The sequence below is a fragment of the Lentzea sp. NPDC102401 genome, from assembly GCF_044765805.1.
Classification (GTDB): Bacteria; Actinomycetota; Actinomycetes; order Mycobacteriales; family Pseudonocardiaceae; genus Lentzea; species Lentzea sokolovensis.
On record NZ_JBIWKS010000027.1, the window covers coordinates 28,797 to 51,103 of the forward strand.

The 22,307-nt window shown below is 65.4% G+C and carries 8 protein-coding genes; 2 read left to right on the plus strand and 6 right to left on the minus strand.

All coding sequences use genetic code 11. From position 1 onward, the window contains the following. Positions 1-73 precede the first annotated feature (73 nt). Positions 74-1,045 carry a phosphotransferase gene (locus ACIRG5_RS47555; RefSeq protein WP_402918132.1) on the plus strand — a complete coding sequence of 324 codons (972 nt, stop codon included), beginning with the start codon at positions 74-76 and terminating at the stop codon, positions 1,043-1,045. On the opposite strand, the gene ACIRG5_RS47560 is transcribed toward ACIRG5_RS47555, so the two are convergent. Both ACIRG5_RS47560 and ACIRG5_RS47565 read right to left on the minus strand, forming a co-directional pair. Continuing rightward, positions 1,037-3,631, minus strand: coding sequence for a tetratricopeptide repeat protein (locus ACIRG5_RS47560; protein WP_402918134.1), 2,595 nt, complete (start codon positions 3,629-3,631; stop codon positions 1,037-1,039). The genes ACIRG5_RS47555 and ACIRG5_RS47560 overlap by 9 nt on opposite strands. A gap of 986 nt (positions 3,632-4,617) precedes the next feature. Then, a complete protein-coding gene (locus ACIRG5_RS47565; RefSeq protein ID WP_402918137.1) occupies positions 4,618-6,339 on the minus strand; it encodes a ribbon-helix-helix domain-containing protein in 1,722 nt (573 codons plus the stop codon). 880 nt (positions 6,340-7,219) lie between these two features. Between ACIRG5_RS47565 and ACIRG5_RS47570 the strand changes: the two genes are divergently transcribed. Continuing rightward, positions 7,220-12,427, plus strand: a complete 5,208-nt coding sequence (locus ACIRG5_RS47570; RefSeq protein ID WP_402918140.1) for an NACHT domain-containing protein — start codon at positions 7,220-7,222, stop codon at positions 12,425-12,427. Between the two features lie 1,648 nt (positions 12,428-14,075). Here ACIRG5_RS47570 and ACIRG5_RS47575 read toward each other — a convergent pair. Genes ACIRG5_RS47575 through cas7u form a run of 4 tightly spaced genes read right to left on the minus strand, consistent with a single transcriptional unit; the run spans position 14,076 to position 20,609 of the window. Next, the gene (locus ACIRG5_RS47575) at positions 14,076-15,101 is read right to left on the minus strand and encodes a hypothetical protein (protein WP_402918143.1); all 1,026 of its coding nucleotides are present in this window, start codon (positions 15,099-15,101) and stop codon (positions 14,076-14,078) included. Then, positions 15,098-17,857, minus strand: a complete 2,760-nt coding sequence (gene cas3u / locus ACIRG5_RS47580) for a type I-U CRISPR-associated helicase/endonuclease Cas3 (RefSeq protein WP_402918146.1) — start codon at positions 17,855-17,857, stop codon at positions 15,098-15,100. The genes ACIRG5_RS47575 and cas3u overlap by 4 nt, the downstream gene beginning before the upstream one ends. Further along, entirely contained in the window at positions 17,854-19,392 is a 1,539-nt protein-coding gene (csb2, locus tag ACIRG5_RS47585; RefSeq protein ID WP_402918148.1) for a type I-U CRISPR-associated protein Csb2, read from the minus strand. Before csb2 ends, cas3u begins: the two co-directional genes overlap by 4 nt. A gap of 5 nt (positions 19,393-19,397) precedes the next feature. Further along, positions 19,398-20,609, minus strand: a complete 1,212-nt coding sequence (cas7u, locus tag ACIRG5_RS47590; protein WP_402918151.1) for a type I-U CRISPR-associated RAMP protein Csb1/Cas7u — start codon at positions 20,607-20,609, stop codon at positions 19,398-19,400. Between the last annotated feature and the right edge of the window lie 1,698 nt (positions 20,610-22,307).

Genomic DNA, 22,307 nt, shown 5'->3' on the forward strand with positions numbered 1-22,307 from the left:
CGACGAACTCTTCAAGGTAGTAGACCGCCTGCGAGTTCGGGCGTTTCAGTCATCACCAATAGCCGATTCCGGCGTGACGGAGCTTCTGCAAGATTACGCCGTCTCAACGGTCCGTTCACACAACACGCCTTCCGCCCTTTGGCATTTCAGAATCGAGAACCAATCCTATGTCCTGAAGATGGAATCTGGCTCCGCCGTTACAATGCGCAACGAGATCGCCTGGTACAGAAAAGCCAGCGCGATTGGCTTCCCGAGGCGGCTGTACGTCGCAGACTGCTTGGGCAAAGCTTTCTCTTTTATTGTGCTGCATTATTTTGGCGACTCATCCACCTTGGACGACGCGGCAATTGCGAGGCAACCCGCCTCAGCCCTACAAGAACATCTGAGGCGAGCACTCCGGATGGAGGGCGCACTATTTCAACGCAGTCAAAATATCGCCCCCCCATTTGCCATTGACAACTTCCTTGCCCAAAGATTTAGCCAGCGATACGAACAAGGCCTTCAGTACGGCTATCTGCACGATCTACTGACTAGCCCAGTACTGACCATAAATGATGTTCCCATGACCGGCATGCAGGAATGCTGGCAATTGATCAAGGAGTCGGAGAGGCTGCGCTCCCATTTGAGGCCCAGGAAGGTCGGGGTGATCTTCGGCGATCTGCACTTTGGCAACATCCTGCCGGACGGCTCGTCTACAGAAGTGGTCGATCCGCGGGGTGGGCCATTACTGCCGATGGAGTACGACTACGGAAAACTCATACAGTCGATAGAGGGCGCATATGGCATGGTGATGACTGGCCGATATCAGCTTCGACAGGTAACGAGTTGCGAATACGAGTTCACGGTGGCGACATTGCCTACTTACAGCAGCATTGCTGAACAGTTCATTGGCTACCTTGGCGACCCCATGTATCTTCGATCGCTTTACCAGGCCGCCATGCATTTCGCTGCAATGCTGCCACATCATGCATCGGCCCGGCAGGAGACGATTGCTCTAGCGCTTTCCGGTACGACACTATTCAATCGATTGTTGACTCTAATCTAAGTCTCGAGAACCGTTTAGCTTGCGGAGACGCAGGAGTTGTCGTTGGGCGAGCAAAGTATCAGGATGCTCGGACCCCAGTACCTGCAGGCGGCCATGATAGGCGGTCTCCCAAGCATCAACTGCCGCCTGAAGGTCTCCTTCAGCCTCTCTCCAGCGACCCAATTCAGCAAACGTGACCAAGGTGTGCGGATGCTTCGGGCCCAGGATATTCAATCGGTCTGTGAGCACAGCGGTTAGACCTACAGTCGCAATCGAATGCCTGCCAGCTTCACCCTGCCAGCGAGCTATTTCATGACGAGTGGCGAGCGTGTCGGGATGATCCCAACCAAGAACACGGACTCGATCAGGTAGGACCTCAGTGAGCCCAAGAACTGCGGCTTCCGGATCTCCGCCGTGGCCTCGCCAACGCGCTACTTCGTGACGTGTAGTGAGTGTGTCTGGGTGATCCGGACCAAGCACGCGAAGGCGATCAGCCAAAAGTTCCTCGAATAGCACTGCGATTCGCGACGAGCCGTCAGCTTCGCCGCTCCACCGCGCAAGGTTCGCGCGAGTATCAAGCGTGTCTATATGATCATGGCCGAGCACCCTAATTCGATCCTCCAATAGCGCTCGGAACTCAGACGCAGCGGCTCGTACTTCTCCCGATTTGCCTCGCCAGTAGGCTAAATTGCTACGGCTCGCTAGTGTTTGCGGGTGATCCGGGCCGAGGATCCTAAGCCTGTCGCCGAGCAACCTTTCAAGAATCAGTACAGCCCCTGCACTATCCCCGGCCTCACCGCGCCAGTAGGCCATATTGTTACGAGTTTTGAGGCTTTCTTGGTGATCCGTTCCAAGTATTCGCAGGTGGTCCTCGAGCAAGCCTTCCAGCGCTTGTGCAGCTCCTGCAGCATCACCTGCTTCGCCTCGCCAATAGGCGAGGCTGTTGCGTGTCTTGAGGACGGCGGGATGATCCGATCCCAACTCCGCGAGCATTTCTTGCAGCAGTTCTGACAATTCTTCTGCAGCGAGCGTCGCGTTTCCAGTCTCGCCTCGCCAACGTGCCAAGAGCATTCGGCTCGCCAATGTATCTGGGTGCTGAGGGCCAAGGACTCGTCGCCGCACTTCCAGTACCGCGTTCGTATCGGCGACTGCTCCACGCGGGTCCCCGGCGTGCCCCTTCCAACGAGCCAAATCCTGCGACGACGCCAACGTATCTGGATGCTCGGTGCCGAGCACTTCAACTTGCTGCGCGACGACTGCCCTCAACGTCTGAACCGCTGCGGCCGGATCGCCGGCGTGGCCTTGGGCACGCCCGACCTGGGCACGTGCCGTGAACACGTCAGGATGATGAGGACCGAGAAATTCTGCCGCCGAGTGCGAAATTCGTTTCCAGTAGCCAACTGCAGCGGTCTGCAACCCTGCATCAAAAAGACTATCGCCAGCAACTAACAGTAGACGATAGCGACCAAGTTTCCAGATCTGATCCGTGGCGTTCAACCAAAGCGCGTCCACATTGGGGCGTAGCACTGAAATGAGGTGCGGGTCGAGATAGTGGCGCTGAGGCCATAATTCTGCGAGCCCGTCGGCAACTGCGGCAACGACTATCGGAAACTCGTCCGAGTCGATAGATTCTCGAACCGCTCGAGCTGTTACTGCGTGCATGCTTATTGCGCGGTCTCCGACTGAAGGGTCGACCTGTAACAGGCCGTATGAATTTAGCTCCAAACACAGGTCCCACAAGTCTTCAGAAGTGACAGTAGCATTCGCGCCATTTCGTTCAATGAGCTCACTTACAAAGCCAGCCATCGAACGAGTTTCCCAGAATCGCATCGGATGTCCTGCAGGATCCAACAGCGCAGCGGCCCTCAGTACTGCGCGAGCGCCGCCAACCGGAGTTGCAGAGTCTGCAGCAGCCAGCCCAAGAGTCAGCGTCACAGTCACTGGTCGACCGTATGCTTCTGTGTCTGCCCATGCGGGTAGTAAGTCCCTCAGGGATGAGTATTGCTCGCGATAACGTGCGAGGTAGTCGGCACAAGTAAGGCGTTGCTTTCGCAGCATGTAGGCGGCGGCGTGCGAGAGGGCGAGCGGAAGGTAGCCCAGTGTATGCGCCAGTTCGGGAACCGACTGGTCCAGCAGGTGCCCGAAGCCTGCTTGAGACAAACGTGTAGTAAGGTACGAAGACGACTCTGTCGGCGTAAAAGTACGCACTTCGATTACCTTCCTACCGCCGCCAGTTAATGTGGGATCCTTACGGCGCGTTGTGGCGATCACGTGACCGCGGGCCGACGCCCCTCTCGGCCATAACCCGTCGACATCGTGTAAATCGGTGATGTCGTCGAGCACGACGAGCCAACTCCGGCTGCTGGTAGTCAGCCAGGATAGAAGAACTTCGGCGTCGCGAACGACGTCCGTGCCATCCGCACCCAGAAGGGCTAACCTGCGAGCGGCTTCCGCATACATGGATTGAATAGCATCACGTGATACCGCGGTTACCCACACTATTAGATCGCGCGCATCAGCAGGCACGTTGAGTGTGTGGTACGCAATGGTCGCTGCAAGCTGGGTCTTGCCCGTTCCGCCGCTGCCAACGAGAACCTGTGTCGGCACAATACCTGGCACTGTGGTCGTCGTTGGGCGCAACTGCTCGGCAATTCCAGGACGAGCTTGTAGCGCAGATGCCAGGGCGGGTAGTGCGCCAACGACGACCGGCCACGGGTCGGCTGGAGCGGATACTCCATAGAGGTTAACCGTGCCGACCCGGCGCGCTTGTACAACGTTCGTCGCCTCACCGGACATTTCGTTGCGCACGAGACCATTGTCCGCCTCAACGCGGCCGAAACCCAAGGCACCCAGTTAAGGTGATCTTGTGGGCGCCCAAGACCCTGTCCATACAGACAGACGGTGCGTCAGTACTCATGGACGGCTCCGCTGATGCAGATCCCATCCGCACGCTCCGCACCACCAGTTCATCAGAGCGCGGCCAATTCGATCGCGATCGACTCGAGCCGAACAGGTATCGACCGTCGGCTGTGCATGCCCCGATCCAGGGCGCGACCAGTCCGCTCAGGGTCGGGAAGTGCAGTAGCGACAACTGAATCGGGGGCACGATGACGTCGGTCGTGATCATTTCTCCTGGCTCCATGTGGTTGTCGCGCACGCAGAAGCCCGCCAGTCCCCACCCCAGGGCCGCCCGCGTTGGTGATGACAGGGAGGTCGACGACCGCGACGGTCACACCAAACGTCAGCAGGGGCCCGCCTGCGGCATAGGCGGGCCCCTGCTCGGTCAGCGTGCGAGCAGACCGGTCACTCCCACCAGCGCCGAACCGCCCAGGCCATCAGCTGGCCGAGCAGCACCTTGCCCAGTACTAGCGCGACCCGCACAGGGACAGGCTGCTCGCGGCGCGGAGCACCGGCATCGTCAGGAATGTGGGGTGGAGGAGTCCAGAACGGCATCGCGGTCACTTCCTTTTGGGACCCCTGAACGTCGCAATCGCCGCGCCGCACCGGGACCACTTCTTCTGATATTGACCACTCTTCTCGTCGCGCAGGGAGCGGCTGTAATCCTCAATGTCACATCCGCTCATCCTGGCCCCCTACGGGTACCGCTTCGCCCGAAACCGGACGAATCCGGCGTCCCAGGCCTGCACCCTGCGCTCGCGCGCGAGCGTGCCCAGCGCCTCTGCGGACCATGACGCCAACCACCCCACCGCTGCGGGCTCGCAGTCCCGTTCGATCGCGTCGGCCACCGAGGCGATCGGCCAGTGCCACAGCGCGGCCTGCGGCGCGAAGGAGACCTCGGCATTGGTGAGGATCTTCGTGAAGTAGCCGACCTTGTCCAGCGAAATCGAGGAGCGCAGCGCGGCAACGGCACGTTCGTCGAGGCCGGCCGTGGGCGTGGATTCGACCAACGCCAGGACTTCCCGCATGGCCTGCAGGGTGCGCTCGCGGGCCTCGGCGATGAGCCGGTCGCGGGTGGCGGTGTCGATCAGCCCGAGGTTGCGGGCAGTGCCGGCTGGCACCAGCACCCTGCCCAACTGGCTCTCGTGTTGCTCGCTCCGGTCGGGCACGACTAGGGCGTTCTCGCGGCCGGACTCAGGCTCACGCGGGTAGGCCGCCGAATCCGGCTCCCGCTCCGGTTCCTCGGGTGGTTGGGGGGTGTCGTCGAAGCAAGCCAGAACGGCCTCGACCACCACGAGAGGGGCCCGCCGTGCGGTCCGCGCCAGCGCAGCGAACGCGGCCTCGACGCCAGGCACAGGACCGGGTAGGCCGCCTCCAGGCAGGCTGAGAACCGGCCACAGCACCGTCCTGGAGCCCACCGCTAGCGCCAGCAACCGCCCTTGCTCTAGGTGCCCGGCCCATACCGGGGCCGGGGCGGCTCCCGGTGGCAGCACGAGCGAGTGCCATCCCGGCGGCATATGTAACGTCCAGCCAGGTGGGTCGACTACGCGCGCCGGGCCGGGCCGGTCCTGTTCGCGCAGCCACACCCCGATGTCCTCCAGTGCCACCCGGCGGCGGGCCCGCCACACCGCAGAGCTGCCGCGGCCCGCCAGCACCTCCGCAGGCACGCTCGGCGCGCCCTTGAGCAGCCAGTGTTCGTGGTCGGTGTGCTGGTGCAGATCGTGCCGCAGTGCCTCCCAGTCGCGGCCCTGCTCATGCAGCATCTCCACGTTCGCTTTCGCGTCCGGGCTGGCGAGCAGCTTGTACGTGAAGTGGGCGATTAGCTCGTGCCGATACGGGGCGTGCCACGCCTCCCGCTCCCGCAGCGCCTCAGCCACGGACTCCGCATGCTCGCGCGTGAACCGGCGGCGGGCGGGCCGGTGGCTCAGCGCGGGCCAGGTGGGGTCGGCGTCGGCGAGCACTTCCTCCTCGGTGCCGGTCAGGGAAGCGGACACTGCCAGCCCCCACAGACCCTTCGCGGCGTCGTGGGTGATCAGCCGCAGCTGCAGGCCATCGAGGACCTCGTCGGTGAGCGGGCGCGCCTGGTAGTCGCCGGGCCCGCGGCGTGAGGGCTGGCCGGGCAGCCGGAGCGACACCGCCCGCGCCCGATCTGCGACACCGGGGTCCAACCGCAGCCGCAGCACCGCGCCGCCGGCCTTCTGCCTGCGGTACTCGGGCGGGGCGGGGTGGCGCAGCAGGGTGCACACGTGCGTCAACCGCTTTCCCGGCGGCAACGGCTCCTGGATCCGCAGGTGCTCGTCCAGCAATTCACGCAGCACCGCGTCACGAGAGCGGCCTCTCTCGGCGCACAACTCCTGGAGCGCCGCCAAGGCCGACTTCGGCACGCGCACATTGGTCTCCACACGCCCGACCGACATGCCGATGATCCTCCCAGCGATACGTGCTGCACGATCCTTGACCTGCCGCAGGCTGAAGACTCGGGTCCTGGTTGATGCGGGAAGTTGTGCAGCAAAGGGGGCGCGGGAGCCTGTTCCAGCCGGTCAGAGCAGGGTTACGGCGGTGCAGCGCGGGCAGTCGGGTGATCCGGTCGCCCACCTCGAGGAAGTAGCGCCGCTGTGCGACGCGTCCAGCAGTGCCGCGGTGTCCCGCGGCAAGGCCACGTCCGCTCAGTGTGGCCCACCAGGGAGCCTCCGGACGCGAGGTACCGGGTGGCGTTACCCAGGCCCACCAAGTGCAGCGCGGCCGTTCTGTGGGGATGTTGATCGCGGCAATGAGTTGCCGGGCGTCGTGAATTTCGTTGGTAGTCATCGAGGTTCGACGTCCTTCAGATGCGTCAGCGCACGCAGCGCGATGCCCTCCCTGACGGGCTTCCAGTGCTAGGGAAGGCATCGCGCCAATGTGCGTCGGCTGGTTGACGGAGCTGTCAGGAATGGTGGTGTCGCCCGATGGCGTGTTCGACGGCGTTGGTGATCGTGTCGCCGTTGGCCTGCGTGCTCGCGTGCTGCCGGGCGCTTCACCTGGTGCTGAGCGAGCTGTCACTCCCAGCCGCAGCAGCCAGCAGGTCCGATGACGCCGGACCAGATCTGCCAGCATCAAGCGACCCGTTCAGCATCGACATCGACTCTCACCGTTAACCTTCCGGTGCAGGGACGGCAGAACTCGTCAACGGCATAACGGGGTGTTCGCCGGCAACCGACGAGCCCACGCCCAACCGCACCAGGGCCGCGTACCCAGCATATGTGGGTGAGTCTCTTGTGCTTGTTTGGCGGTCGGAGCCGAGGCGGGAGGCAGCGAAGGATGACGACGATCGCGTTCGCGGACGAAGCGGGTGGCCGAGACCGCCCTGAAGCGCTCCTCTGGTCTGCACCTACGGGGGCGCTGCCGGCGCCACCGATCGACACCAGGGCTCAGGTGCTTCCCATCGGTGAACTGGAGTGGCCCGACGCTGAGCGGCTGTTTCTGAGGCTGCTGCACACCGTCCGACCTGTCCAGTTCGCCAAGCTCTTCGGGGTTCCAGGCCAAGCCCAAGCTGGGATCGACGCCTATGCTCGGCTCCCGCTTGACCTGACGCACGGCGCGTCCGGCGGTCGGGACTACATCACACTGCAGTCTCGGCGGATCAAAAAGCTGACGGCTGCCAGGATGAAGAAAGCTGTCGACGACCTGCTGAAGGGTGAATGGGCGGACAAGACGGCGGCGTTCCACTTCGCTACCTCGTTCGACCTGCAGGACACCAAGCTGGACGATGCGATCCGTGAGCAGACCGATCGTCTGGCCAAACTTAAGATCACCTTCGTTCCGTGGGGTGTGCAGGAAGTCTCCAGCCTGCTGAAAGACCAGCCCCGCATCGTCGATGACTTCTTCGGCCGTCCCTGGGTAGAACGCTTCTGTGGCTCAGACGCAGCCGAAGCTCTTGCGAACAACCTGTCGCACCAGGACAGCAGAGACCTCCGTGCAGGGCTTCGCGACCTCTACCACGCCGTCTTCTCTGCCCAGGGGGGAGTCCACCTGGCTGAGAGCCCAGACCCCGATGGCGAGTTCGTCATCCTGGATGTCGACCCGAACCGTCAACGGGCCGACGTGATCGACGCCGAGCGGTCAGAGCCGCCCGTTGAAAATCAACACTCGGCGGAAAGCTCAGGCGATGGGCACACCTTCATCGCCTCGCGACTAGGCGCCCGCCGGCAGTCTTTCCGATCTGCCCGCCAGCTAATCAAGCGTAGAAGCCAGGCCGCGTCAGGGACGGTTGGCGCCGTTGCGGCTGACGAGTGGCTGGCCGGTGGTAAGTACCGACTGCTGATCGGCCGTCCGGGAGCTGGGAAGTCCAGCCTCTTGCGGTTCGTGGCAACGGACTTGCTGTCGTCCCAACCGCAGTCCATCGCGTTGCAACGGGAACATGCCACTGACCTGCCGATCTGGCTGCCGTTCGGGTTCCTGTGCCGCCACCTTGAAGCATCTACGGAAAACTCGCTCGTTTCGGCCGCGGAAGCCTGGCTGAAGTCGCAGAGCGCCACCCACCTGTGGCCGCTGGTCCAGCGCGCCCTGCGGGACGACCGCTTGCTGCTGCTCGTTGACGGCGTCGATGAATGGAGCGACGTCGGAGCAGCCGAACGCGCTCTCGGGATCCTTGAAGCGTTCCTTGGCCGCACCAGCGCGTCAGCGATTCTCTCCACACGCCCTTATGCGGTTGACCGGCTCAACTGGAGGCGTCCTTGGGCTCAGGCTGAGATCACGCCGCTGACCGACCGGCAGCGCTGGACGATCGTGGCCGAAATCCTTCAGCCTGTCACGCAGTCGGAAGCCTCTCCGGCAGGCCTGGCGATGTGGACGGTCGGCGTCGAGCCGTTCCTTGACCAACTGGACGCCATCCCGGAACTGGCCGAGCTTTCCAGGTCTCCGCTGTTCCTGACCTTGCTGGCCGCAACGTGGCAAGGCGAACCTCTGCCCCGTCAACGGTTCAAGATCTACGCTCGGCTTGTCGAGTTGCTCCTCGAAAAGCATCCCCAGATGCGGCAACGTGCCTCACACGCCAGAGGGGCAGTGTTGCCGGCCACCGAGGTGACCGCGCTGTTCGGCGCCGTGGCCTACCGTCTTCGTGTCAAGGATCCGTCCGGCACTGTCACCAAGCCGGAGATGCGCACGCTCATCGTCGAGTCGATGACCGACGACACCGTCCTGGGCTATCAGCAAGCCGAGGCCCGCAGGATTGCCGACGCTGTGCTCGCCATGGCAGAAGACGAGTTCGGGCTGATCGTGTCGCACGGCGCGGGTTCCGTCGGCTTCCTGCATCGAGTGGTGCTCGACCACCTCGCTGGCCAGTATCTCGCCACGCTGGCTGCTGAAGCGCAGGTTGAGGCCATGCAGAGGTTCGTGCATGATCCGGCCTGGCGAGATGTGCTCCTCGCGCTGCTGACTGCGCAGGTCAGCTCTCATGCCACGGAGCCACTGCTTACCGCTGCCCTTGACACGGGCAGCCAACGATGGGCGGACATTGACGGGTACGAGCTGCTCGCCGAGGCGCTCGCCGCCGGTGTCAAGCTCACCCCGAGATCCCAGACCGGTTACCTCAACAGGCTCGTCGAACGGGTGGAGACCCATCCGTCGCTGCGCCATCGGGCGAATCTCATCACGGCGCTTGCCGGCACGCTCGCGAGCCACATCGCGCGGACCCACCTGCTGCCGATCATGAAGCGGTGGCTGACCGGGCCCCGTCCGGACCCGTCGCCAACCATGTGGGCGCTGCGCGATCTCGCCATCGCCGACGACGTCGCTGCCGAGTACCTGCTCTGGGGTCTCCGGCATCCCGAAGACAACGTGAAGGTCCATGCGGCGCTGGCCATCGCACATCGGTTCGGTGGCCAGCAGGGCCTGATGGAGCGGCTGGTGGCGTTCACCGAGACCGGACCATCGTCGGCGACCCAGGCCGCTGCCATCCTTGCTCTCGGCAAAGGCTGGGCTGACGCATCCGAAACCACACGATTGATCGACTGGGCACGTCGTCAGCCATCCATGTCCCTCCGGCTGGTTGGCCTGCAGATGCTGCAACGCGGCAATGCGCACGGTGATGCCTCACGGTTCCGGCCGGAGGAACGCGACTGGCTGCTGTCATTGCTTCACCAGGAAGGCCAGTTCTCCGGACCATGGCCCGGAGCGGACCTCGTCAACATCGCCGCCACCGGGGATGCGCGAGCGGCCGACTTCGCATTGGAGACCTTGACGACGAACGGCCGAAATGGCGGCGATCGTGAGCTCGCATGGATCCTGGCCTGCAACGCCTTCAGCGACGATAGCCGCTTCAAGGACTGGGTGGCCGCAGAGCTCGCAGATCCGGAGGGACGCGGCCTGATCTTGTACAACGTCGGCATGATCCCGGAGCAGTGGAGCGACGATCCGGAATTTGCACTGGCTCTACGCTCCTATGTGGACGTCAAAGTGCAAGACTTCACGGCATACAGCGTCACTGGTCTCGCCACCACCTTGCCGCCCTCCGACGCGCGGACGGTGCTGTTGCAAGGTCTGGACAGCATGCGGCCATACGCCGCGGCCCGCACGCTGGTCGAGCGGTACGCCGAAGACGAGCACGTCCAGACAGTCCTCGCCAGCCGGCTCCGCGGCGACTTTGCGCAGGCCGCGCCTATGGCCGGCGTAGCCGTCGACGTACTCGGTCCGACCGAGGGCTTCGCCGTCCTGGTGTCCCTGCTGCGCCGGCCCGACCCAGGTAGTCCGAGCGAGAATCGCGTCGTCGTGGCCGAAGCCGTAGCCGATGCCTGGAAGCGGTTCGAGAATGCCGTCAGGGAGCCGGATGCTGAAGCCGACGCCATGCGAGAGGTGCTTGCCAGCTATGATCCAGCCGAACTGGCAGCGCTGTGCACGGACGTGAGCCCGCACATCTTGATGTGGCACGTCCCAGAGGTCATCACCGCCTGGCCTGGGCAGCCAGCTGTCCAGGAGTTCGCCGACAAGCTCATCCACGACCCAAGGCCCATCACTTCAGGAATTCCGGACACCATTCCAGCCGCAATCCTCAGTGCGTACTGCGGCAGGACCGACGAACCCTCCCTCCGGATCCTCGACAAGACCCTCAACCTGCTTAAGCACATCGAGCCAGGGCTGCGCGAAGTCCTGGCGTTCGAGCTTTCACGCAGCTCGCTCGCCGCGGCCGACCTCATCGACGTCATGGCGGAATGGAAGAACGAGCCGGACACCGAGGTTCGCCGGAATGCCTTCATTGGGCTCATCCAAGCGATCACGCGTCACCAGCAGGCCCACAACGACCTAGCGGGCTCTGACACTCTCACGTCAGAGATGGAATGGCTGCGCGAGGAGATCAAGCGGGACCTGTGCGCTTACGGCCCTGAACTCGAAGAGCGCCGGCAACTGGCGTGGATCGGCATGCTCATGCTCGGTGACCTCACGCTGATTGACGGCATTGAGGAAACGATCGGTCATTCAGGCGCGCCCGGCGTCAAACTCGATGTCCCACTCGGTGATGTGGATCAGATCCTCGTAGACCTCGTCGCCGAGAACTGGGAACGGTTGTGTGATCACTTCGGCGACGACATCTTCGAGCGGCTGAACGGGAAGTCCGACAGTCGGCGTATGTCGGCCATCGAGCAACGGCGCCACGTCATGTCCGCGCTCGCGACAGTCGCTTCCCGGTACCCGGCCATCGCCGAGATGCTCCGTCACGAGGCCGACAGTGATGCCACGCTCCGCGAAGATCGCAACTTTCTCTTGTGGGCCAAAGAAGAGAACAGGGGTGACGAAGGAGTCCTTCGTACACTCGTGCCAAAACTCGGCCACACAATGCACCTCCGGGACGACCAGCTCCTCGACTCGGTGCTGGACCGAGACAGTTGGAATGTGCCCGACGCGGTGTTCAAGGCCATCCTCGCCGAGGACGCCCTCGACACCCAGTCAGGCCACATCTATCCGAGCGCAGAGCTAGCTGCCTACACCCAGCTGTTTCCAACGGACAGCTTGGCTATCGCCGCGCTCCGAGACCTCGAAACGTGGTTCGAGTCAGACTCCGCAACTCGTGAGCACCGAGGCTGGAACGACACGCTGGGCATCGCCTTCGGTGCAGCCGAACCGCAAGATCTGCCAGCCATAGCGACCCGCGTTCACACCAGAATTCGGATGGGCATGTCGGACTGGTACCTGCCCATGTTCACCAAGCCGCTGATGCGACGGCTGCGAGTGGACACAGACGCCGTCGAAGCGTTCCAAGCCGCCCTACGAGAACCAATGGGAATTCGTCAGAACAGTCCCATAATGGCGGCTCCTTGGGATCCGATTGCCCACGCATACCTGGAACTGCAACCGTTGCAACGTACGCACCTCTTCGCCGTGGTACTGCGCCAAACGGGTGCCCTACCGCAGCCGGACGCGGCAGCGGCCATCCACGTCCTGGAATCCGCGTCGCCGGACACCGTCGTGCACAACCCCTTCACCAACCACGAGGGTCCACTCTGCCTCGCTGTACTCGACCTCGCCGCGCGCTGACTGCGATCCGCCCTCCAATCTGTTCGAGAGCCGCGGCTGCGGGCGCCGTCGTCCAGGCGTGGACCTCTCGCGGCGCGAAGTAGCAGCTCAGCGGGCATTCCCTCCAGCGAGCCAGCCCCACGCCTGTCCACCCGCTGCCTCCGACTGCGTACCCTTTGCAGAGCGTCCTGTTCGCCGAGGTCACAGGCGGTAGGATGGCGGCCTCCTTTGCGGTTCGCTCGCGAACCGCCCTTCATTGAGGACCCATGACGTGCCGGTAGGGCTGGCTCTGGGTGAGCATTGTGGTTCACTCGCTCGCGAACCGCCCTTCATTGAGGCGACGTGCCGTTCGTACACCTCGACTGGCCGGCCGACGCGCACGATTGCGGTTCGCTCGCGGACCGCCCTTCATTGAGGTTGGGGCGAGGGCAACAACACCGCGGTGCCGCAGAAATTGCGGTTCGCTCGCGAACCGCACTTCATTGAGGTTGCCGCACCGTGTGCGCGGACTGTGTCGTCGGCGGCCAGATTGCGGTTGCTCGCGAACCGCCCTTCATTTAGGTACGATCGCCGAGGCCCAGATCGCAGGCCTGACCAATATTGCGGTTCGCTCGCGAACCGCCCTTCATTGAGGTGACGGCTCCGCGCTGCTGGCCGGCACCGTCCGCGTCCGTTGCGGTTCGCTCGCGAACCGCCCTTCATTGAGGCCTCGTCGAGTCCTGACTGCGTGAGGTGTCCGGCGGCTGGTCGATTGCGTTTGCTCGCGAACCGCCCTTCGGTGAGGTCAGAAAGCAGAGGACTTCGCCGGCGAGAAGCTCAACGATTGCGGTTCGCTTGCGAACTTCCCTTCATTGAGGTCCGCTCAAGCGCGTGCCCGTCAACGCGGACCGCCTGGACATTGCGGTTCGCTCGCGAACCGCCCTTCTTTGACGTTAGCCACCGACCGTGGGGACGTTCTGCTTGCGCAGGCGGATCGCGGTTCACTCGGGAACCGCCTTTCATTGAGGTCTCTTCGATACTGAAGACATCGCCCTCGACATCGCGATTGCGGTTTACTCGCGAACCGCGTTTCATTTGGATTACCAGGTACAACGCCTAGAGCTGCCGCACCGCAGGGCATTGCGGTTCGCTCGCGAACCGCCTTCATTAAGGTGCGGGCGAGGACGAGGCCACGCGCAACCAGCACCGCGCATTGCGGTTCGCCGGCGCACCGCCCTTCATTGAGGTATCACGCGTGCGGGTCAGGAGCTGGGCGCAAAGCCGGTGCTGATCGCGGTTCGCTCGCGAACGACCGTTCATTGAGGCCTCGGAATCGAGGTACAGACCCGCACGCTCGTAGAAAATTATTACGGTTCGCTCGCGAACCACCCTTCATTGAGGTGTCCAGTCGGCGTGGCCGATGACGCCCGACAGGCCAGGCAATTGCGGTTCGCTCGCGAACCGCCCTTCATTGAGGTGCCGCGACGCCGACGACGAACGCCACGGTGCAGGCGAGCAGATTGCGGTTCGCTCGCGAACCGCCTTTCATTGAGGTCGCCGTCCACAGCCGGACGCCCCCGCCGCCGCGCCTGGTCGTGGTTACGTCCGCTACCGCTGTTGTTGCGTGGGTTCCCTGCTCCTCGGAGCTGGGAACCCCCACAGCGCATACGCACATGTTGGTTCGGTGTGGTTAGCGGTAGCGCAGGATTTGGCCGCGTTGGGCGCGGCGTTCGGGTGCGTTGTCGGAGCCGTACCGGTGGATGGGGAACCGGACGATCGCCGTGACGCCCTGGGCGGTCAACCGTCGGCGTGCGGCTTCTTGGGCCAGGGGTGGATGGTTGGCGTTGGTGTGGAGTCCGTGGCCGGCGACCTCGCGCAACGCTGCCGAGGCGAGCACGGTGCGCAGCCGGGCTGGTAGCCACTGTCCGTTCCAGACAGGGACGTAGAACCAGCCCGAGCCGGCGGCGCCCAGATGCCCGGTGGTGACCGAGGTGCGGGAGGTCTGGTGGGCGAGGGGGAATTGGGAGATACCCCACAGCGCGCACCAGGCGACCGCGTTGTCGGTGGGGCCCGGGGCGGCGAAGCCGGTCGGTGTGCGGCTGTCGTGTTTGTTGTGGTTGATGTCGTCTCGGACGGCGGCCCCGGACAGGCCCTCGATGATGTACTCGGCCGGCCAGTGGCCGACGGTGTCGGCGATTTTGCGGAGTTTGTTGCCGACGATTTCGGAGCCTTGGTTGCGGGCCTGCATCTCCAGGCGGCTGGCTCCGTCGTCCTGCAGCCGGTCCCCTTGAGGGTTGCGCCGCCAGTAGCTGGGTTCGCCCAGTGCGGCGAGGAGCCGGAGATCCAGCTGACGCCGGTCTGCGGTGAGGTGATCGAGCACAACATGCCGGAGGGCCTGTACCTCGGGCCACTGCTGGTCGGGGATCGTGGTGATCCGCGGGCTCATCACACCCCGCGGGCTGCCTTTCAGGACAATGTTCTGTGCGAGCCACCCGTCGGGGTTGGCTTGGTGCGCGGCGTGGGCGCGGACCGTCTCGCCGACCTGCTGCCAGGTCAGATCCGCGGCAGACAACTGGGGACGCGGCCGCATCCCCAGTGTCCACGACATCCGAACATCGGTGTGCCCGGCGTCGTGGAGGATCGTGGTGAGGCCGTAGAAGGCCATGTGCGACAACAACACCTGCGGATCGCCGCGGTCCAGCACGAGGGGATTCATGAACCCTCCCCGGAGATCTGGCCGTCGGCGGCACGCAATACCGCCTCCAGGAACGCGCAGCCCCACACACCCCACCGCCGGTGGGTGGTGTCGATCAGCGCGTCCCAGCCGCCCTCGTCGAACAGCCACCGCGCCAGCTCGGCATCGGCCGGGAGGCCAGGGTTGAGGAGTTCGGTGGCGGTGTGCGGAAATTCGTGTCGGCCGTGTCCGTGGCTGGTGCCCACGAGCCGGGCGATCGTCTCCCGCTCGTGCACGGGTAGGTGGGGCCAGCAGTTCAGCACCGACAGTTGTTCGTGCCGCCAGCCCAGTGGCAGGCCGCTTCGTTGTCGTTGCCGCCGTTGGGTGACGGTCGTGCGGCTGCTCTTGGCCAGTGGCTCGCCCGCGGTGGGATCGACGCCCAGCCAGCGTTGCCATCGGCTGTCGATTTTCCCGTCGTCGTGGTGCAACCCGGCCAACCGCAGCACCTCCTGCAGCTCCGCAACCATCCCCACGCGCTCGGCCAGCTTCATCGAACGGGCGGCCACCGCTTCGTTGTGCATGGTGAGCGGCACCTCGTGAGTGGGGGTCCAGCTCTGCCGAGTTAGCTCGTCTCGCACGGCGGTACGCAAGTCCCGCACGATCACTCGGGTCGGCGGCTCTTCTCCCGGCGTGTCCGGATGCAGCAGCACCTCGCACTGCTCAGTCTTCTCGCGCAGCAGCTCGATCGCGGCGGCCAGCATCCGCGGCCGTGGATAGCCGATCCCATCCAGCGCCTCGGCCACTGCCTTATGGGCGAGCTGGGTGTCCTCCTCGGCCATGGCCTCATAGATCACAGCCAGGACCGCGGCCACATGGTCGCTGTGGGGAAGCGTAGATCCGGTACCGAGGCGGATCACGACCTGGCCCGGCCCAGGTGTGTCGTAGTCCTCCAACACGTCCGTACTGGTCTCGCCACCGGCCGGGCGCACCACCCCGGACTGGAAGATCGCGGCGGTCTCGTCAACAACGAACACATCCCCCGCATGTACGTCCACTGTGGACTGTGGTTCGGGATGGTCGAGGGCACACACCTCCTCGCCTCGCACCCGCACCACACTCGGCACCCGCCCCACCGTGTCCCTGGTCGGCAACATGCCTTCGATGGCCTGGCGCGCCAGATAGATCGGGGTCGGGAACACCTCGTGGGCGCGAGGCGGCAGCGCCTCGATGAGCGCCACGGCGTCCTGCGGGTCAGTGGGCATGTCCGCGCGGACCACGACGCCGACGTCGAGTTCGTCGTCGAAGTCCTCGGCCAGCCACAGATCCAGATCCGGCTCGGCGGCCAGCTCGTCACTGGTGCGCGCCAGCTGCCACGCATCGGCCAGTTCCAAGCGCTGCAACAGATCCCGCCGCGGGCGAGGCTCGGGTGGCGGGGTCGTGCGCAGCGGCCACGGCGCGAATTCGGTCAGGCCCGCGACCCAGTCGGCCGCCGCCTCAAGCTCGTCGGGACGGTAGGGACCGGACGTGGTCTTGCCGTTCACGCCGGTGGCGGGCACCGCGATCGTGAACGCCGTTGTGTCGCGTTGTCCCCGGCGATTGACGCGGCCCGCGCGCTGCGTCAGCGCGGTGCCGGGAGCCAGTTCGCTCAGGCCCGCCGACAGATCCAGGTCCGCGCCCACCTCGGTGGTCTGTGTACTGACGAGGACGTCGATTGAAGGATTCCCCTGGGCGGTCAGCAGTCCCGAGCGGGTGAGCTGGTCCAGGTCGTGTGGGCGCATCCGGCCGCACACCAGCGCGGTGCTCAGGCCACGGCGGGTCAGTTCGGTGTTGACAGCGACTGCGACGCCAACAGTGTTGACCCAACATCCCACGGTGGGGCCGAATTCCTCCCGCAAGGCGACCACCGCCTCGGCCAGCGCTTGGATGGCGGCTGCGCGTTTCGGTCCCGTGTTCGGCACCGGCCAGACCGGCATGCTCAGTGTGCGCACCGGCTTGGTGGTCCGCATCCGCCGCGCCAGCTCTGCGCCATCGCGATGGTCCAGATCCTCAGCCCTGACGCCGACCGTGCCTTCGACGGCCGTGCTCGTGTCGGGGGTGGCCGTGGTCTCCACCACCTGCAGCCCCATCGGCCCTAGCCGCGCGTCGGCGACGTCGACCAGGCTGGCAACGCGGCGCGCGGTGGTCAGCAGTTGGCGTGACAGGTGGGCCTCGTCGACGACCAGCACGCTGTCGAACGCCAGCAGACCGGCCTCTCGCGGGCGTGCCTGGCGGCTCGTGCCGTAGCCGCGGAGCAGGATTCGGCTGCCCCACATGTCCGGGGTGCAGCACAGCACCGCGCAGGCGGTCGGATCACCTCGCCACGCCCGCGACGGGGGAATGCCGCCCCGCAACCGGCCCACCAGCAGCGGAGAACCGTCCTCACCAGGCCAGCGCAACGTGGCCAGCGCCGCCGCTACCCGGCCCAGCACCTCCGGCCGGTCATCCCGCTCAGTCAGCAACCGGGCGACCGTGCGGGCGTGCTCGTACTGGTCGTCGACCAGCGCCCGGCGGCCGACCACCAGTGCCAGTCGGCGCGGCACTCGTACCGGATGCCCGCAGGCCATCAGCGCCACCACGAACACGTGCACGTCGATCACCGCGGTCTTGCCCGCTCCGGTCGGCGCGTCGATCCGGTCCGGCCACCGGCCCGTGTCCAGCACCCGGTCCAGCAGCCGCCACTGCCAGGCAAACGGCTTGTACCCCTGCGAACCGTGGACGTGGTCGAAGAACGCGGCGAAGTCCTCACGGGTCAGGCTCACTCGGCCACCTCCTCGACCGGAAGGTCGACCGGGGTGAGCAGCCCGCCGCCCAGGTGGCGGCTTTGCCCGATCGCGACCAGCGTCCGCTCGCCCGCCAAGCTGCCCAGCGACAACAACGCCCGATACGGCTGCAGCACGGCGCCGGGTTGGATCTTGTGCACGAACCGGCGCGGATTCCCACTGGTGATCAGGCTCGCCCAGCTGACCCGAACACCCCGCTCCGCGACGGCGTGGGCCAGGGCGCGGTAGCGGGCGTCGCTGCGTCCGGTAACCGGGAACGTGTCCCGCCACACCAGCCCGACCGAGGTCGCCACGGTGTCCGCGACCGACCACGCGCCACGGGGCGGGCGATTGTCAGCGACCGCAGCCGGCGCGGTGATCCACCACCGGCGCAGGCCCGCTCGGGGCGCGGGCCAGAAGTCCTCGCCGGTGGTGACCGCGATCTGACCGACCACCGCGCGCTGCTCGCCTCCGGGCCGCCGGATGACCCGCAAGCGCGCCAGCGCCTCCCCCACCACCTGCACGTCCATCTCGGCGGCATCCGACGGCAACAGCACCGCCACCGTCGAAGGCGCGCTCGTGGCGTACGCGAACGGCATCCCCACTTCGAGGAACTGGATCGCCACCCGGTTGGCCGGACGCGACACGCCCCTCGGGTAAGCGCCGGTAATCACGCCTGGCGCGCCGTCACCGATAATGCTGATCAACGCGCGATGCACCGCTACCGCCCAAGCAACGCGCTCGTCGTGCTCCACCGGCTTATCCAACGGCGCCAGCCACACCGTGCTCCACGGTGCCGCCGAGACCGGACCGCCGCAGGGAACGTAACGCAGCATCTGCAGCGCCTCACCAGCAACCGGGGCACGCACGCTCTGCTCGTCAGTCTTGATCGCATCCGCCTTCACCGACGGCGTCACCCCCACCCTGGCCGCGTGCGCGGCGGCAAGCACCGTGCCCCTCCCAGGTGCCGGCGCCACCACATCCACCCCCGCGCCAGAACCGCCAAACAAGGTGGCCTCGGTGTCCCACACGTGGCTGGGCTGCACCGCCTCACCGGTCCCGGTCCACATCCGCGCCGGACATTCCGCCATGCCCAGATGCGACACATCCGCGCACATCGCCGCCAGCGCCGCACGCACCGCCTCCGGCGGATCCTGACGCCAGACCCAGGCAAACGGCCCGTCCACGGCCACCGACATCGCGGCCGGCTTGCCGTTCTTCTTCACCGCCCACCCGGCCTTCGACTTCTTCAGCAACCCCTCGTCACGAAACGCCACCGCCGCGCCGGTGTTCAACCACCGGCGGGGCAGCCGGATGCCATCAGGGGGGTGCCGCTCCAGCCACTGCAGCGCCACATCGTCCTGTTCGCACGGCACCAGCCGGCCGTCCTCCTCCACTGCGCGCGGGCCGGCCGCCGCCGCGCAAAGCAACGCCGCGTGCAGACGCGCCGGCGAGACCACCACGTCCAGATCCCCGTCACCGACATGCCCCCGGTACACGCCCAGCGGCAGATCAGCGATGATCGCGAAACTCACCGGCGTCACTCGTCGCTATCGGTGTCGTCGACCGCACCGGCCACGATGGCCGGATTCCCGGCCACCTGGAGTGCCACTCCGTCCCAGCGCAGACCGGCGGCCGCTTCGGCCAATGCCAATGCCTCGGCCAGCAAACTGTCCGCGGCAGCAATGTCCAGCGGCGTCAGCTGGTCTGTTTGCCCGCCGCGCTGGTCGATCCGAACCACGGTCGGGCCGGCTTCGATCAGGTCGCAGTTGGCGCGCAGGCACAGTTCCGCGTCCGACCGGGCCAACCCGTTGAGCGCCAACGCCGCCAGCACCGCCCGGCAGGCCGCGTCTCCTTCGGGGCCTGCGCCGAACCGCAGCTGCCGCAACGCCGCGAACGACAGCACGTGCGAGCGGACGATCCGGTCACAGGCCACCCCGGCCAACTGTTCCAGCGTCGGCGGGATTCCCCCTAGCCCCAACATCGACGCCGACGCCGTAGCGCCCTTGGCGAGCTTGCCCGCTTCCTTGATCACCTTGTCGTAGGTCTTGCTGCTCAGCTCCGCACGCTGCGTCTCAGCGATCTCCTTGAGCACCGGGCCGGGCAGGCTGACTCGCATGCCCACCCCGTCTACCCGTGCCCCACCCCGCTTTGGGGTCTCGATGGTGTCGCAGAACCCCAGCACCTCACCGACCAGGATGCTGCGCCACCGCCCCTGCCGGGCGGCACGGCTGGAGTCCCAGCCCCCGTACACCAGGGTGATCGGGCTCAGCTCCAGCAACGCCCGCGCGGCAGCGGCCGTCGCGTCCCGAGCCGCCCGGTACGCCGGCACCGCGGTCACCGCGTCGCCCTCCACCGTGCCGGCCCGGATGTGCGCGTCGAACACCCGGTGCGGCAGCGTCAAATCCGTGTAGTGCTCAGCCGTATCTCCGCGCTGGTAGGTCACCTCTACTCGCGGCAACCGCCCCAGCAGCGGATGCCCATCGTCAATGGCCTGCTGCAACGCCGTTTCGGCTCGGTTGAGCTGGCTCTGCTTCGAGTCCACGATCACCGCCTGCCGAAGTTCTCCATCGAGGTAACGGCGTTCATAGGCGTAGGTCCCCAGCGCGGACCGCGGCATCGCAAACTTGGCCGGAGCGATCGCACACTGCGGCCCACCCGCCGGCGCCAGCTCCGTCATCGAACTCAGACAACTTGGCCCGCCCGGCGATACGGCCCGCACCAGCCGCTCCACCGTCAACAACGCGGTCACAGACGACATCCCTTCTCGCGATCACCTAACGCGGCGGACCATAGGGACGCCCTCTGACAAAAACGGGCCCATCCGTCGAGAGAGACCCAAACTGTCACCCGATCGAGTGACCGCTCCGTCGCGACCACGCCCAACAGTTGGACTACCTGGGACGTGGACGGCCACTTACCGCAGACGGGCCGTTTGTCCCATAACACCCCGAAGGCTCCGGCAGACCACCGCCCAGGCACGAACCTCTCGCCGCTCAAAGCCGCAGCTCAGAGGACCTCCACTACAGCCACCAGGCCTCTCCGCGCTCCAGCAAGTCACCTCCATGGCGGACCCCTTACGAAGCGCGCTGTCCACCAAGCTCACACGCGGTAACATGACCACCCAATCGCAGTTCGCTCACGAACCGCCCTTCATTAAGGTCTGGTGTAGGTGTCGCTGTGCGTTCCCCACGGCAGAATGATCGATCGCGGTTCGCGAGCGAACCGCCTTCATTGCGGCCAGATGATCTTCACTGCCGGGGCGATGGTGTGGATCGCCTGATCGCGGTTCGCTCACGAACTGCCCTTCATTGAGGTACGCGCACCGGCTACCACGGCCGCACCAAGAGCGGCCGCAATCGCGGTTCGCTTGCGAACCGCCCTTCATTGAGGTCCGAGAATGGGCTCACCGCCCGGTGTCGCGCGAATGCGTATCGCGGTTCGCTCGCGAACCGCCCTTCATTGCGGGTCGTAGCCGCGGGTCAGGCCGTACTCCAGGCCCGCGAGCGATCGCGGTTTGTTCGCGAACCGCCCTTCATTGAGGTGCCAACGGCACGGGCGTGATCCCGCTAGAACAGGCCAGGATCGTGGTTCGCCCGCGAACCACCTTCATTGAGGTGGCCAGCAGCTCGAACGGCTGTCGTCGTTGCAGCACTTCAATCGCGGTTCGCTTGCGAACCGCCCTTCATTGAGGTGAGGGTGCCAAGGCCTACAACCGTCACCGGACCGAAACTGCGGTTCGCTCGTGAACCGCTCTTCATTGAGGCCAGGACTGTCTTGGTCCATGGCTGCAGATGATCACGCAAGATCGCGGTTCGCTCGCGAACCGCCCTTCATTTAGGGAGCAGTCCGCGTTCGGTTTCCTGGATCTCCTCGCTTTACTCGACCTCGGCGCGCACTGACAGTGGGATTCGTCTTTCAATCTGTTCGAGAGCCGCAGCTGCGGGCATCGGCAGCTTCAGGCTGCCACGATCGTCTCACCGCGTGTCTCTCGCGCAACATTGCATTCGGGTTCTTGGGCCTGCTCGTCGAACTCAGAGCGGACGATCTTGACGAGCCGTCGGGCCCGAGCTGCACCCACACCGAGCCTGATACGCAAGGTGTTAGCCGAAATCGGCTTCTGATGAGCTGCCCGATGAGCTGCATCCTCTCGCCGCGCCCGCACCAGAAGGTCTTCCGGCGCTCTCCTGCCACGTGTCTGCCGGTCAACATGCGGCGCAACCGCCTCCTCATCGAGGTGGGACTGCGGCTCGGGCGTGCCAAAGCCCGACTTCTCAGTGGCAAGCGGCGCCGACCGATCAGCATCGAACACAAGACGCACTCGACTCGTTGAGCTGATCGCTTGCAGGAGACCAGGGTGAGGTCGACTCGGGACGCGGTGCTGGCCTCGCAGCCAGTCCGTTTCCCCGAGCCGCCTCCCGCACCGGACGTGCGCCTCTCAACGCATCCG

Bases quoted from the DNA above. Each gene is read 5' to 3' on its own strand.
- ACIRG5_RS47575 (WP_402918143.1), bottom strand. From the start codon at position 15,101: ATGAATCCCCTCGTGCTGGACCGCGGCGATCCGCAGGTGTTGTTGTCG.
- ACIRG5_RS47570 (WP_402918140.1), top strand. From the start codon at position 7,220: ATGACGACGATCGCGTTCGCGGACGAAGCGGGTGGCCGAGACCGCCCT.
- ACIRG5_RS47565 (WP_402918137.1), bottom strand. From the start codon at position 6,339: ATGTCGGTCGGGCGTGTGGAGACCAATGTGCGCGTGCCGAAGTCGGCC.